The sequence below is a fragment of the Streptomyces spongiicola genome (assembly GCF_003122365.1).
Lineage (GTDB): Bacteria > Actinomycetota > Actinomycetes > Streptomycetales > Streptomycetaceae > Streptomyces > Streptomyces spongiicola.
Map to the genome: position 1 here is coordinate 6,925,543 of NZ_CP029254.1, position 13,410 is coordinate 6,938,952.

Below are 13,410 nucleotides of genomic sequence, written 5' to 3' on the forward strand. Positions count from 1 at the left end.
GACGCGGCACCGCCCTCGCCGCCCGGGCCGGGAACTCCGCCCGGGCCGGGCACGGTTCAGCGGCCCCAGCGCAGCGCGGGCGTCTCCACGGGGGCGTCCCACAGCCGCAGGATCTCCTCGTCCGCCTCGCACAGCGTCACCGAGCAGCCGGCCATGTCGAGCGAGGTGACGTAGTTCCCGACCAGGGTCCGGGCCACCGGCACACCGCGCTCGGCGAGCACCCGGTGGACCTCCGCGCCGAACCCGTACAGCTCCAGCAGCGGCGTCGCGCCCATGCCGTTGACCAGCGCCAGCACCGGACTCGACGGCCTCAGGTCGTCGAGGACCGCCTCCACGGTGAAGTCCGCGATCTCGCGCGAGGTCATCATCGGCCGCCGTTCACGGCCGGGCTCGCCGTGGATGCCGATCCCCAACTCCAGCTCGCCGGCAGGCAGGTCGAACGTCGGGGTGCCCCTGGCCGGGGTGGTGACGGCGCTGAGCGCGACACCGAAGCTGCGCGACCGCTCGTCGACCCGGCGGGCGACCGCCTCGACCCGCTCCAGCGGGGCGCCCTCCTCGGCCGCGGCGCCCGCGATCTTCTCCACGAAGAGCGTCGCGCCCGTGCCGCGCCGGCCCGCCGTGTACAGGCTGTCCCGGACGGCCACGTCGTCGTCGACGAGCACCTTGGCCACCTGGACGCCCTCGTCCTCGGCGAGCTCCTGCGCCATGTCGAAGTTCAGCACGTCGCCCGTGTAGTTCTTCACCACGAAGAGCACACCCGCCCCGCTGTCCACCGCCGCCGCGGCCCGGGCCATCTGGTCCGGCACCGGGGACGTGAACACCTCGCCGGGGCATGCCGCCGAGAGCATCCCGACCCCCACGAACCCGCCGTGCAGGGGCTCGTGCCCCGACCCGCCTCCGGACACCAGGCCCACCCTGCCCGCGACCGGGGCGTCCCCCCGGACCACGAGCCTGTTCTCCACGTCGACGTTCAGCCCGGGGTGCGCCGCGGCCAGGCCGCGCAGGCCGTCCGCGACCACCGTCTCGGGGACGTTGATGAGCATCCTCATGGGAACCTCCTGACGGGACCGGCGTCGATCGCTCCGGACGGTGTCCTCCCGGGCGGGCCGTGGCGGAACGCGCCGCACACCCTCTGCCAGTATCGGCGCAAACGGCCCGCCCGGCACCGCGCTCACGCGAAACCGCCGGCACGGTCCGCGGGTGCGGGCGGAGGTCCGCCGCGGCGCCGTGCGGCGGTCGGCCGCCGACGCGGGGCGGCTGCCGACGGGGGGCGGCTGCCGACGAGGGGCGGCCTCGCCGGCCGACCGGGAGTGTGCGGCGGGTGATCTGTGGCGCACGGCGGTGGTGCGGCGGCCGACCGGGAGCGTGCGGCGGTGGTGCGGCGGCAGACCGGGAGCGCCGGGCCGCCGTCCCGCGGGCCGTCAGTAGCGCAGGGCGCTGGCGATACCGCCCATCCCCGCGAGGGTGCCGTCCGGCACGAACCGCACGTCCGCCCCCGTGTCCAGGGACTTCTCGACGATCTCGTCCACGACGTCGACCACCGCGTCGAGGTCCCCCGGCTCGGCGGGCAGCACATGCCCGCCGGTGTCCCGCACGGTCTCCCGGTAGTTCTCCTCCACGGCCAGCAGCGCGACCCTGCCCGTCTGCACGTTCTGGCGGATCTCGTCCACCCCGGCGGCGAACGCGCGCCTGCCCCTCGCCCGGTCCAGTTCCGCGAGGACGCCCGAGACCTCCTGCTCGGCGCGCGCCTCGACGAACGGGCGCACCGCCTGCCAGACCGCGTCGCCGGAGGACCCGGCCACCCCGCCCCTCGGCACGTGGACGGCCTGGCCCTTGGCGGCCGTGCCGACGCCGTCGAGGAGGGCCAGCGCCGCGGGTTCGCCGGTCACGTACAGCGGCCGCGGGTCCGCCTTGAGGACCGAGGCGAGCGCGGTGTCGGCCTCCCGCAGGAAGTGCCGTGTCGCCTCGTCCCGGAAGGTGCTCGGCACATCGCCGATCTGCTCCTGCCGTTCGGCGTCGAAGTTCTCGGCACTGCGGACCATCGGGAACCGCCCGTTGCGCTCCTCGGCCACCCGGTCCGCCGTGCCGCTCCATAGCGAGGCGCGGTCGGAGGCGACGGCGAGGACCCAGAACGGGCGCTCCGCGGCCTGCGCCGATACGAGATTGCGGGTCAGGAAGGTGTCCGCAAGCACCACCCGCTCGGGCACGGGGCGGCCCAGCATCCAGACCTCGTGCTCGCCCGGAGCGGCGAAGACCACCAGTCCGTCCTCCGCGTGCCCCAGGTCGATCCCGGCCAGCGCCCGGTCGAGCTGCTGGGACACGTCGATCCGGGTCTCACGGGTGACGGCGGGATCGGCCCTGAGCCGCTCCTTGGCCGCGGCCATCAGATTGCGCAGCCTGACCGGGTCCTGCGCGTTGTCCGGCTCCCGCCGGTGTGTGGGCATCAGGACCGACACCGCGGGATAGGGCCGCTGCCGGCGAAGCCGGGCCAGGTCGTCGGAACTGAGGGCTGGGTGCATCGGGACCACCCTTTCCGAGCACGCGTGCACTGGAGGCCGGGCTGTCCGCACCGAAGTGCGACGAGCTGAAACCGACTCCTTGCACCATAAGTCCGATCGTCTGCGCGGGCACCAGGACCGGGGCGGGAAGCGGCCGGGTGGGGCGGCCGGGCAGGGTGGCCGGTAACCGGGGCCGGCCGCCCTGCCCGGGCGCCGGGGTGAGGGGATGCCGGTCGTCGCACCCGGGCACCCGGATTCCGGCTGCCCGCGGCCGCGCAGCCGCCCACGCGGGTGCGGGGCCGTCACGCCCGCCCGGGGAGGCCACCAGGCCGTGCTGCCCGCTCCCGCGCGAGTACCGGCAGCCGAGCCGCCGAGCCGCTGAGCCGCTGAGCCGCCGAGCCGCTGAGCCGCTGAGCCGCTGAGCCGCTGAGCCGCTGAGCAGCCGAGCCGCTGAGCAGCCGAGCCGTCCACGAGGTGGCGGGCAGCCGCCGTCCGCTCCGGTCGACGCGGACCCCTCCGCCGCCGCCCACGCGGGTCCGGGCAGCCGATCAGAACCAGGTCACGAGCCGGTCGGCGACCGTCCTCGACCGCGGGCCCATGAGGATCGTGTAGTGGTTGCAGTCCGGAACCGCCTCGGCCGTCAGCCGGGGCACCCGGGCCGTCCACTGCGCGACCAGTCCGGTGGACAGGATGCCGGGCTCCGTTCCCGTCATCCCGCGGGGCGCGTAGAGCAGCTTCGCGGGCAGCGCCAGCCCGGTCAGGTCTTCGCCGAAGGCCGCACCGGAGGTGAGCAGTTCGCGGCCGTCCCCGCGGACCGGTCCTTCCTGGGCGCGTGAGCGGCGGGCACCGGCGGGGCCCGTGATGTCGTAGCGGACGTACGACTCGATGTCGTCGTTCCACTCCGGTCCGAGGGCGGGATGGGCGCGGAAGAGGTCGACGTACGCCTCGTCGGACGGGAACGTCCTGGCAAGCCTGGCCAGTATCGGCCCCATCGAGGCGTCGAGCAGGGCGTCGGGGTCGGCTCCCTCCGCGACCGGGATCGGCAGTCCGCCGTCGACCAGCAGCAGCCGGTCGAAGAGTTCCGGACGGCGAGCCGCGGCCCGCAGCGCGACACACGCCCCCATCGACTGGCCCGTGACCGCGACGGGCGCTCCGTTCCCCCAGCGCTCGGCCGCCGCACACAGGTCGGACGCGTGGGCGTCCAGGCCGTACGGCCCGGGGGCGTCCGCGCTGCCGCCCCGGCCCCGGAGGTCGAGGGCGAACAGCGACCACTCCGGAGGCAGATGGCGGGCCACCGCGCGGAAGGACATCCCGGACGCGGTGATACCGTGCGCCGCGACCGCCGTGCGCGGCCCTGAACCGAACCGCAGGACGCGGAGCGTCGCACCGCCCACGGGGAGTTCGAGTTCGACGGGGTCGGTCATCGCGGTTTCCTCCTGAAGGGTCGTCATGTCGCCGTGCCGGCAGGCCGTGCGGCCGTCGGCTCGCCGGAAGGGCCTGTGGCCCGGCGGCGCCGTGGGGCCACCGGCCCATTCTGGACGCATCGGCGCCCGCGCCCGGAAGCGGGCCTCCACGACCGCTCGGCACAGGTCCGCCGGCTTCCGCGAGCGGGCATCGGCCGGAGTGGCTCGTCCACTGCGCCAACGGGGAGCGTGGAGGCGTGGACACCGCCCCGCGAGACGGTCGTGGACGTCCTGGAGGACCCGCCGCGAGCGGGCATCCTCACCGGTCGCCACTCCGGGGCAGTCGTCTGCCGCCGGAACGCGCGCCGGCCGACGGCCACGGCGTTGCCCGCACCTCCCGGGGACGACTTCGGCCGTCTCGTCGAGGCGGCGCGGGGTGCCGGAATCCGTGTCTGTTCGCGTACCACCCCACCGGCACGGCCGCGACGGGACGCGATCCGCGGCGCTCCCCGGCCGGGCGACTGCGAGCGCCACCGAGCGCCACCGGGCGCCACCGGGCGTCTGCGGGGCGCGGCGGGCGTCTGCGGGATGCGGCGGGCGTCTGCGGGATGCGGCGGGCGTCTGCGGGATGCGGCGGGCGTCTGCGGGATGCGGCGGGCGCGCCGACGGCCCACGCCTCCGCGCTGCCCTGCCGACCGCAGGCGGCTCCGCAGCTGAGCGGCACGGCCGTCGCGCCGGCCGTCGGCGAGGCGCATACGGAGCGGTGAGCGTGGGCCTGCTGCCCGCGGCCCGTGGTCGCCGCGGTGCCTTCGACGGCACGGGAGTGGGCACGGGAGCGGGCACGGCGGCCCCGGGTGTTCATCCGCCCGACGGAACCGGCCAGCAGGCCCGGGCCCCGCCGTCCGGCGGTCCGCGGGCCGCCGGGGCCCGGACGGGTGCCACCCGGTCCCGGCCGGCCGCCGCGAAGGCGAGCGCATGCCGAGGGAGCACACCCGCGCACGCGAGACGCCTGGTCTCCTGGGCGTCGGCCATGCGCTTGTTGAGGGGGAGCACCCCCGCGCACGCGAGACGCCGCCCTCTCAGCTCACTTGGCCGGGCCCGGCAGCGGGAGCACCCCCGCGCACGCGAGACGCCGATCACCGAAGTGGTCGAGGCCATCCGGCCTGCCATGGCACACCCGCGCACGCGAGACGCCGGCAGCAGCTGGTCGGCAAGGGCATGGGCTCCCCGTGGCGCACCCGCGCACGCGAGGCCCCGGCCGCCGATGGCCGGGCGCCGCTCCGCCGGCGGCGCTCGCCTCGCGGAACCACGCGAGGTCGCGCAGCGTGGATGACGGGGTCCGCGAGAAAGGTGGAAGGGCATGAGCACGAGCGATCCGGCTCCCCGCGTGGTCGTGGGCATCGACGGCTCGCCCTCTTCGTACGCCGCGCTGCGCTGGGCCGTCCGGCACGCCGGGCTGATCGGAGCGACGGTGGACGCGGTCGCCGCGTACGAGCTGCCGGGCGCGCACGGCTGGTCGGCCCCCGCGGTCGACACGGAGTTCGACGCCGGGGAGGCCAAGCGCGGCCTCAGGGAGGAGGTGCGCAAGGTCCTCGGCGAGACGGGCGAGACCCGGGTCCACGAGCGGCTGGTGCACGGCAACCCGGCCGAGGCCCTGATGGCCGCCGCCGAGGGGGCCGAACTCCTGGTGGTGGGCTCCCGGGGGCGCGGCGGGTTCGCCCGGATGCTCCTCGGCTCGGTGAGCCAGCAGGTCAGCCAGCATGCGCCCTGCCCCGTGGTGATCGTCCGCCCGGACGTGAGCGTGGGCGGCGCCGGGGCCGCTACGCACTGACCCGCGGGCCCGGTCCTGCCCGGTCCTGCCGGGTACGCCGGCCGCGGCCGGTCCGCGTACGGTGCCGCCGGACGCGCCCCCTGCGCCGCCGGGGCTGCTCGCGCCGGGGCTGCGGAGCGCGGCGCACCCCGATGCCGCGCACCCCGGTCCCGCGGGGCCCCGGTGCCGCTCGGCGAGTGTCAGAACGAGGCCCGGCCGATCTCACCGCGGCCTGACCGCTCCCCGGTGGGCACCTGCTCCCCGCGGCTCTGCGTCCCGCCCTCGCGCCGTCCCGCCACGCGGTCGCGCGGTCGCGCGGGAGCCCGCACGCGGGGGATCCTGGAGTCCCGGACCGGTACCCGCACGGCGACGGTGACGGTCCGGCCCGAACCACGGTGCCGGTGCCGGTGCCGGTGGCGGGAACGGGGACCGGCGGTGCGGCCCGTACGCGGGCGAGGAGGCGCGCGATGACACGGACGCTGGAATGGAAGGTCCGCATGTACCTGTCCGAGGAGGACGGCACGACCAGGGCCAGGATGGTGCTGGACACCGGCACGTCGAAGCTCACCGGCAGGGGGACGGCGCGCTGCAATCCGCAGGACGTGGACGTCCCCGAGATAGGCGACGAACTCGCGGCGAGCCGGGCCATGAGCGACCTCGCCCGCCAGCTGATGCGGGTGGCTGACCAGGACCTGGAGGCGGTGGGCGCCGGCCCCGGGAACGCGGTTTCGGCCCCGTACGGCTGGCCGTCGGCCTAGTGCCGCGTCAGGCGGCGTACGCCCCGTCGCGGCGCCCGGCACGGCCGGCTCCGGCGAATCGCCGCGTCTCGCCGCGTCGCCGAACCAACCGGCCGGGTCCGCTGCGAGGGCGGTCCGGCGCCGTGCGATGCACCGCACCGCCGCCGCGCCGCTCCTCGACGGACAGACCCCGCCCAAGGGGACTTGCCGGGTCGGGGAGACCCGGTGCCGATGCCCGATGCCCGATGCCCGATGCCCGCTGCCCGATGCCCGCTGCCCGCTCCCGGTGCCCGTGCCGGTTGCTCGGGTCCTTCCGGTGCCCGTGCCGGTTGCCCGGGTCCTCCCGGTGCCCGGACCGGGTGTGCCCTGGCGGTACCCGTCGCCCGGTGATTCCATGGAGGTGACGGGAAGGGCTCTTGCAGAGGACGCGGAGAAACGGTCGGAACGTTCACCGCGCAATCAGGATCCGCGAGAAGTGGATGGGCCCTTTCCGCCTTCCGTGCGCGCCGGGAGGCGGCCGGGAGAAGCGGCCCCGGGGTCCCGCCCCACGGGCTCGCGCGGGCCGTTCGCCTCCGCCGGGCCGCCGTGGAACGGCGCGTGGCGCGGCATGGCTGTCGGACTCCGGCGGAGGTGTCATGGGCGGCGAGGTCCGGAGCGAAGGAGGCCGGAGCGAAGGGGGCCGGAGTGCGGGCGTCCCACGGCTGAGGCTGGACGAGCTGCTCGAAGAACTCCAGGTCCGCATCGACGAGGTGCGCGGCACCAGGGACAGGCTCAACGGCCTGCTGGAGGCCGTCCTCTCCGTGGGCCGGGGGCTGGATCTCTCGCAGGTGCTCCGCGAGATCGTGGAGGCGGCCGTCGTGCTCGTCGACGCCGAGTACGGGGCCCTCGGCGTGATCGGGGAGGGCAAGAGCCTTGCGCGCTTCCTGCCCGTGGGCATCAGCGACGAACTGCGCGGCCGGATCGGGGACCTGCCTTCCGGACACGGACTCCTCGGTGAGCTCATCCGGCATCCCGCGCCGCTGCGGCTGGCCGAACTCGCCGATCACGAGGGGTCCTCCGGCTTTCCCGAGCACCATCCGCCGATGCACTCGTTCCTCGGTGTTCCCATCAGGGTCCGCGACGAGGTGTTCGGCAACCTCTATCTGACCGAGAAGCGCGGCGGGGCCTCCTTCGACGACGAGGACGAGGCGGTGCTGACGACGCTCGCCGTGGCGGCCGGGATCGCCATCGAGAACGCCCGGCTGTTCGAGGAGACCCGTTTTCGCGAGCAGTGGCTCGCCGCGAGCGCCGAGTGCACCAGCGCCCTGCTGTCCGGGGCCTCGGAGTCCGAGGTGCTGGAGATGATGCTCGACCGGGCACGCCGGATCTCCAGCGCGGACCTCGGGCTCGTCTACCTCACCGAGCCGGACGGGAACCTGTGCTGCGCCCATGCGCACGGCGAGGGTGCCGATCGCCACCTCGGCATGGTGCTGCCGCCCGGCGAGGGTACGCTCGCCAAGGCGGCCCTGGTGAGCGGGAGCGGCCTGATGACCACGCCCGACGTGGTCCGCGACCCCCGGGCCACTTATCTGCCGGAGCGCTGGAAGGGCTTGGGCCCCGCGATGGCGGTACTGGTGGGCGACCCGGAGAAGCTGCGGGGCGTACTGATACTGGCCCGCGGCGCGGGCCGCACTCCGTTCGGCGACACGGAGACCGCCCCGGTGTCCGGGTTCGCCGGGCAGGCGGCCCTCGCCATGGAACTGGCCGACCGGCGCCGTGACGCCGAGCAGGTGAGCCTGCTCGCCGACCGCGACCGTATCGCCCGCGACCTTCACGATCTCGCCATCCAGCGGTTGTTCGCGACGGGGATGACGCTGCAGAGCGCCGAGCGCTTCGTGGACCATCCGGTGGCGGCGGAACGGCTGGAGCGAGCCATTGACGACCTGGACTCCACGATCAAGATCATTCGCTCGACGATCTTCGGACTCCGTGAGCACGAAACCGACGGGGCGCCACCGGGCCTCAGGGCGCTCGCCGTACGGGCCGCCGAGCAGGCCACTCCGGCCCTCGGCTTCGCCCCCGCCCTGCGTATGGAGGGTCTCATCGACACCGAGGTCCCGCGCCGGGTCGCCGACGAGGCCGTCGCGGTGCTCGGCGAGGCCCTGTCCAACGTGGCCCGCCACGCCCGGGCGTCGAAGGCGGAGGTCACCATCGCCGCACTCGGCGGGCGGCTGTCCGTCACCGTGACCGACGACGGCATCGGCATCCCGCCGCACGGCCGCCGCAGCGGACTGCGCAACATGGCCGAACGCGCCGAGAGGCTGTCCGGCGAACTCGTCACCGGCCGCGGCGCCGCCGGCGGCACCAGGCTGGTCTGGTCCGTACCGCTGCCCGGCAACGGCTGAAGGCGCGGGCCGACCACCGCCCGGGGGACGGGCCGACGGCTCGGAGGGTGGGCCGACGGCCCGGGGGACGGGCCGACGGCTCGGAGCGGGAGCCGACCGCCGCCCGGAGGACCGGTCGACCACCCGGAGGACGGGTCGAGGCTCCGGGCGGTGAGCCGACGGTTCGGTCGGTGGACCACGGTCCGGCCGGACCGGGTGCCGGTGGGTCGGAGCGGGAGCCGCCCCGACCCACCGGTGCCCGTGCCCGCGTCTCAGCCGCGCGGTCCGTCGTGCTCGCGGGCCTGCGCGGCGATGACCGCAGCCTGCACGCGGCGCTCCACGCCGAGCTTGGACAGCAACCGCGAGATGTGGTTCTTGACCGTCTTCTCCGAGAGGTAGAGCCGCTTGCCGATCTGCCGGTTCGTCAGGCCCTCGCCGATCAGGTCGAGTACCTCGCGCTCCCGCTCCGAGAGCGCCGCGAGGCGTTCGTCCTCGGCCGACCCAGCGTCGCCGGGGGCGCGGAGCGAGTGCATCAGCCGTGCCGTGGTGGCGGGATCCAGCATCGACCGCCCGGTCGCCACCGTCCGCACGGCGGAGACAAGGTCGGACCCCTTGATCTGCTTGAGTACATAGCCCGCCGCACCGGCCATGATCGCGTCGAGCAGCGCATCCTCGTCGTCGAAGGACGTCAGCATCAGACAGGCGAGCTCCGGGATGCGGGAGCGCAGTTCACGGCACACGGTGATGCCGTCGCCGTCGGGGAGCCGGACGTCCAGTACCGCCACGTGGGGGCGCAGCGCGGGGCCCCGGGCGAGGGCCTGCACGGCGGTCGCGGCCTCGCCGACCACCGCCATGTCGGGTTCGGCGTCGAGCATGTCCTGCAGTCCGCGACGGACCACCTCGTGGTCGTCCAGGACGAACACCCTGATGGGCGACTCCTCGGAGAAGGCCGGTGCCTCGGACATCTGAGTCCTCCACGTCTGTCGTCCCGCCCCGTCCCGTCACGTCGGCCGGCGGACCCGGCGACGGGGCCGGACCGTCCGCCGGTGGTCCGCCCCGCCGTCACTTCTTCCCCGTACGGCGGCGCGCCTCTCCGCGGGCCGTGACTCCTTCCCCGTACGGCGGCGCGCCTCTGCCGTGCGCCGTCCCCGGCGCCCCGGGCGGTACGGCCGCGGGCACCCGGCCCGGGCCGCCGCCTTCGGTTCCCGCCGGGGTACGCGGCCACTCGGCGCGTGGCCCGACCCGTCGGCGGACGGGCCGTACGTGCCCCGACCCGTCGGCGGACGGGCCGTGCGCGCCCCGAATCACCGGCGGACGGGCCGTGCGGGCACCGAATCACCGGCGGACGGGCCGTGCGGGCACCGGCGGCGCAGAGCCGCGGACGACCTCCCGCCGCACCCGGTCGGCCAGGGGCTCGACCATGTCCGCCAGCGTCCGGGACAGGCCGGAGCCGAACGAGGAGTCGGCGCCCTGCACCGCGTACACCACCAGCCGGCCCGGCAGCCTGCCGAGCATCCGGGAGAGTTCCACGGCCTCGACCAGCACCGGGTTGTCCACAGTGCCGTGCGGCTCCCCCCGCAGCGGCAGAGCGAGCCCCTGCGCGTCGAACTCCCTTCGCACGACCCTGCCCGGCTCGCCGGGATACGCGTACGCGCAGGTCACGACCACCGCCAGGTCGGCGTCGTGCCAGAGCCCGATCAGTTGCGCGGGATTCCCGTTGCAGGTCTCGAGGCCGACCTCGGGGGAGAGGGGCCGCTCGACGGCGTGTTCCCGGAGTGCGTCGACGACGGCCCGGCCCACACCGTCGTCACGCCTGGAGTCGCTGCCCAGTCCGATGAGCGCGACACGGGTACGGAAGTCCATGGCGTGGCTCCTGTCGTGCTCCCCCTACGCTGGCCTGCCCCGGGGCCTTCGCGCATGGGCCGAACGGCCCCATTGGCGGAGCCGCACCGCCCCCGTCCGGTCCGCCGGGGACCGCCGCCCCGGCGGACCGGGGCGGCGGCCCGCTCCCGGAGGGGCCGCCGGAGCGCCGCCGATGCCGGGGCCCCTCCTTCCCACCTGGCCCGGCGTGACCGCCGTCGGCCACCGCCACCGCCGTCGGCCACCGCCACCGTCACCGCCACCGCCGTCGTCGGCCGTAGCTGCCACCGCGGTGCGGCCACCGTCGTCTCCGGTGCGGCCACCGTCGTCTCCGGTGCGGCCGCCGGCAGCGCCGCCGTCGCCGTAGCCGTGTCCACGGCGGTCTCAGTTGGCCAGCAGCGACTCCAGTACCGCCTCGTCCGGCGGGGTGGTTCCGGCCCGGTTCGCGGAGACGCAGTCCGGGTCGAGGCGGAGCCGAGCCAGCTCCCTGCCCGCGACACCCCAGGCGTGCCACGACGACCGCCGCTCCCAGGCCAGCTGCGGCGGGTTGTACCACCCGTCGCCGAGACCGGTCAGCACCGGGCGGGCCTCGTCGAGATCCGGCCCGATCCGGTAGACCAGCCCGCCGAAGACGGAGGCGAACACCTGTCCGCGGTGCACGGTCAGCTCGCCGTAGCTGGGCAGCCTTCCCGACCGCAGCACCGTGCGGGTCTCCAGGTCCATGGCGAACCAGGTGCCCGCCAGCCGCTTGTAGACGCCGTACAGCACACCGTCGAGCACCTCGATGTGCTGGAGGCTCGCGTACCCCTCGATCGGCGCGACCTCCCACAGCACCTTGCGGCGGCACAGGTCGAAGGCGACGACCGTCGCGCTCGGCCGGGCCGGGGTCACGCTGCCGCCGCCCCAGGTGTCACCGGCGAGGTACGCGATCCCGGGGCTCAGCCGGTCGTCCAGGGCCAGGGACATCACGCTCTGGTCCGTGATCACGTCGTGGTACACCGTCAGCCGTCTTCTCGCCCGGTCCGCCAGGGTCAGCGCGCCCTTGAGCCGTCCGGCCGGCGGGGCGGACGCGATGAGGAACCGGTCGATCGCCCGTGCGTACAGCATGTCCGTCGGCCGCTGCTGGTCGTTGTCGATGAACCCGAGCGAGCGGACCTTGCCGCGGTCCGGGTCGAGCTCCACCACCTCCGTGCTCGGATAGAGCGCCGCGTAGACGCGGTCGCCGGCCGTGCGCAGTTGCTTCGGCTCGCCGGACACCGGGATCCGCCGGCTGGTGCCCTGTGCGGGCCGGTGGGTCGTGACGGAGAAGTGGCCGCCGACGTGCACGGCCCCGCCCGGGCCCAGGGTCAGGGACTGCACGGGGTCCGGGCCGGCCATGACCGTGTCGATCAGTTCCAGCGTGGTCGACCCGCCGCCGTTCGGGTCGAGCCACCACACCCGGCCGCTGCCCGCCCCGCCCAGCAGCCTGCCGTCCGGGAGCGGGAAGAGCGCCCGGTGCTCGTCCAGCGGCGTGGGTGCGGCGACCGGTACGAGGGCGTCGCCGTCGCGCCGGTAGACCGTGCCCGTCGGCCGCCCGACGCAGTACACCGTGCCGTCGCCCGTCGAGGTGATCGCGTCGACGAGACGCTCCGCGGCCGGTATCGGGATGACCCGCGCGTCGCTCCCGTCGGGCGCCAGGTCCACGACGGACCTGCCGAACCCGCCGACCACCCGTCCGCCGCGGGCGAGCAGGCACGCGGCCCCGCCGTACGGCGCCGGTGTGATGGAGCCCTTCGCGCCGGTGGCGCGGTCGTAGGCGACGATGTGGCCGCGCGGGAGGGTACCCGCGTAGACGTGGTGGTCGTCGGCGGCGATCGCGCGCACATACTGCTCACCCGGCATCGCGGCACCCAGGTTGCGCAGCACACCGGTCGCCGGCGAGTACTCCCAGACCTCGCCGCGCGGATAGGTGCCCGCGTACACCGTTCCGTCCGGCGCGGTCGTCAGGCACCAGACGAAACCGCCCGACGGCCCGATCGTGCCGAGCAGGGTCACCGCACCGGACGCCGGATCGAAGCGGTAGAGGTCCGGGACGGGGTAGGTGCCCACGTACACCTGCCCGCCGGAGACCGTCGCCGCCCAGCCGCCGTCGCCGCGCGTGAGCCGTACGGTCCTGGTGAGCCTGCCCGCCGCGAGATCGATCTCGCCCAGCAGCGGCGGGTTCTGACCGCGTGCCACCACATAGGCGTGACCGCCCAGGACGGTCATCCCGACGATCGCCGCGGTGTACGTCGCTATCCCGTACGCCGAGACCGCCGGACCGGAACAGCGGCCGGCGGTACCGGCAGCGGCCGCTCCGCTCGCCGGTGCCGGTGCGCCGGGGGCGCCAGTGCCTTCGGCCGTGCGGGCGAGAGCCGTGGCCGGGGCGAGTACGGGCCCCACCACGGACGCCGCGACGAGCCCGGCTCCGGCATGCAGTAACCGCCTGCGTTCCATGCGAGCCTCCCAGGGGATGCGGACCGTTGCCTAGAGGATGACCAGCGGCTTCTGCGGAAACACCTTGCCACGAGCGGATTCTGATGGAGTTTCAGCCAGTCGCCGGAAAGGGGGGCCGGCGGGACGGGGCGCCGGCCGCGGGTCCGGCGACGGAGCCGGGGGTGGAGCCGGGGCCGGCGGGAGGGGCGGGAAGGAGCCGCTCCGGCGATCCGGGCCCGGCCTGTCCCTTCCGAATTCCTGTAACGCGTTCTACTCTGTGCCGCC

Annotated in this window: 9 protein-coding genes; 3 read left to right on the forward strand and 6 right to left on the reverse strand. The window is 75.3% G+C overall.

The window, feature by feature from the left end:
* Positions 1 to 56: 56 nt before the first annotated feature.
* The 3 genes from dhaK to DDQ41_RS30125 form a co-directional block, all read right to left on the reverse strand.
* Positions 57 to 1,049, reverse strand: a complete 993-nt coding sequence (dhaK, locus tag DDQ41_RS30110) for a dihydroxyacetone kinase subunit DhaK (RefSeq protein ID WP_109297294.1) — start codon at positions 1,047 to 1,049, stop codon at positions 57 to 59.
* Between the two features lie 372 nt (positions 1,050 to 1,421).
* Positions 1,422 to 2,519 (reverse strand): baeRF3 domain-containing protein, encoded by a 1,098-nt coding sequence (locus DDQ41_RS30115; RefSeq protein WP_109298018.1) that lies wholly within the window; start codon positions 2,517 to 2,519, stop codon positions 1,422 to 1,424.
* A gap of 527 nt (positions 2,520 to 3,046) precedes the next feature.
* Positions 3,047 to 3,922 carry an alpha/beta fold hydrolase gene (locus tag DDQ41_RS30125; RefSeq protein ID WP_109297295.1) on the reverse strand — a complete coding sequence of 292 codons (876 nt, stop codon included), beginning with the start codon at positions 3,920 to 3,922 and terminating at the stop codon, positions 3,047 to 3,049.
* 1,339 nt (positions 3,923 to 5,261) lie between these two features.
* On the opposite strand from DDQ41_RS30125, the gene DDQ41_RS30135 reads away from it, so the two are divergent.
* From DDQ41_RS30135 to DDQ41_RS30145, 3 genes are all read left to right on the forward strand, one after another.
* Positions 5,262 to 5,732 (forward strand): universal stress protein, encoded by a 471-nt coding sequence (locus DDQ41_RS30135; protein WP_245990811.1) that lies wholly within the window; start codon positions 5,262 to 5,264, stop codon positions 5,730 to 5,732.
* A 446-nt stretch (positions 5,733 to 6,178) separates the two neighbouring features.
* Positions 6,179 to 6,469, forward strand: a complete 291-nt coding sequence (locus DDQ41_RS30140) for a DUF1876 domain-containing protein (RefSeq protein ID WP_109297297.1) — start codon at positions 6,179 to 6,181, stop codon at positions 6,467 to 6,469.
* 614 nt (positions 6,470 to 7,083) lie between these two features.
* Positions 7,084 to 8,832, forward strand: coding sequence for a sensor histidine kinase (locus DDQ41_RS30145; RefSeq protein ID WP_109297298.1), 1,749 nt, complete (start codon positions 7,084 to 7,086; stop codon positions 8,830 to 8,832).
* A 251-nt stretch (positions 8,833 to 9,083) separates the two neighbouring features.
* On the opposite strand, the gene DDQ41_RS30150 is transcribed toward DDQ41_RS30145, so the two are convergent.
* The 3 genes from DDQ41_RS30150 to DDQ41_RS30160 form a co-directional block, all read right to left on the reverse strand.
* Positions 9,084 to 9,776 carry a response regulator gene (locus DDQ41_RS30150; RefSeq protein ID WP_109297299.1) on the reverse strand — a complete coding sequence of 231 codons (693 nt, stop codon included), beginning with the start codon at positions 9,774 to 9,776 and terminating at the stop codon, positions 9,084 to 9,086.
* A gap of 370 nt (positions 9,777 to 10,146) precedes the next feature.
* Positions 10,147 to 10,674: a hydrogenase maturation protease gene (locus DDQ41_RS30155; protein ID WP_109297300.1), complete on the reverse strand. Its 528-nt coding sequence runs from the start codon at positions 10,672 to 10,674 to the stop codon at positions 10,147 to 10,149.
* A 381-nt stretch (positions 10,675 to 11,055) separates the two neighbouring features.
* A complete protein-coding gene (locus tag DDQ41_RS30160; protein ID WP_109297301.1) occupies positions 11,056 to 13,146 on the reverse strand; it encodes a PQQ-binding-like beta-propeller repeat protein in 2,091 nt (696 codons plus the stop codon).
* Positions 13,147 to 13,410: the final 264 nt, after the last annotated feature.

What these genes read in the sequence shown, in the direction of transcription:
- DDQ41_RS30155 (WP_109297300.1), bottom strand. Translation starts at nt 10,674, where the DNA reads ATGGACTTCCGTACCCGTGTCGCGCTCATCGGACTGGGCAGCGACTCC.
- DDQ41_RS30140 (WP_109297297.1), top strand. Translation starts at nt 6,179, where the DNA reads ATGACACGGACGCTGGAATGGAAGGTCCGCATGTACCTGTCCGAGGAG.
- DDQ41_RS30160 (WP_109297301.1), bottom strand. Translation starts at nt 13,146, where the DNA reads ATGGAACGCAGGCGGTTACTGCATGCCGGAGCCGGGCTCGTCGCGGCG.
- dhaK (WP_109297294.1), bottom strand. Translation starts at nt 1,049, where the DNA reads ATGAGGATGCTCATCAACGTCCCCGAGACGGTGGTCGCGGACGGCCTG.
- DDQ41_RS30125 (WP_109297295.1), bottom strand. Translation starts at nt 3,922, where the DNA reads ATGACCGACCCCGTCGAACTCGAACTCCCCGTGGGCGGTGCGACGCTC.
- DDQ41_RS30145 (WP_109297298.1), top strand. Translation starts at nt 7,084, where the DNA reads ATGGGCGGCGAGGTCCGGAGCGAAGGAGGCCGGAGCGAAGGGGGCCGG.
- DDQ41_RS30115 (WP_109298018.1), bottom strand. Translation starts at nt 2,519, where the DNA reads ATGCACCCAGCCCTCAGTTCCGACGACCTGGCCCGGCTTCGCCGGCAG.
- DDQ41_RS30135 (WP_245990811.1), top strand. Translation starts at nt 5,262, where the DNA reads ATGAGCACGAGCGATCCGGCTCCCCGCGTGGTCGTGGGCATCGACGGC.
- DDQ41_RS30150 (WP_109297299.1), bottom strand. Translation starts at nt 9,776, where the DNA reads ATGTCCGAGGCACCGGCCTTCTCCGAGGAGTCGCCCATCAGGGTGTTC.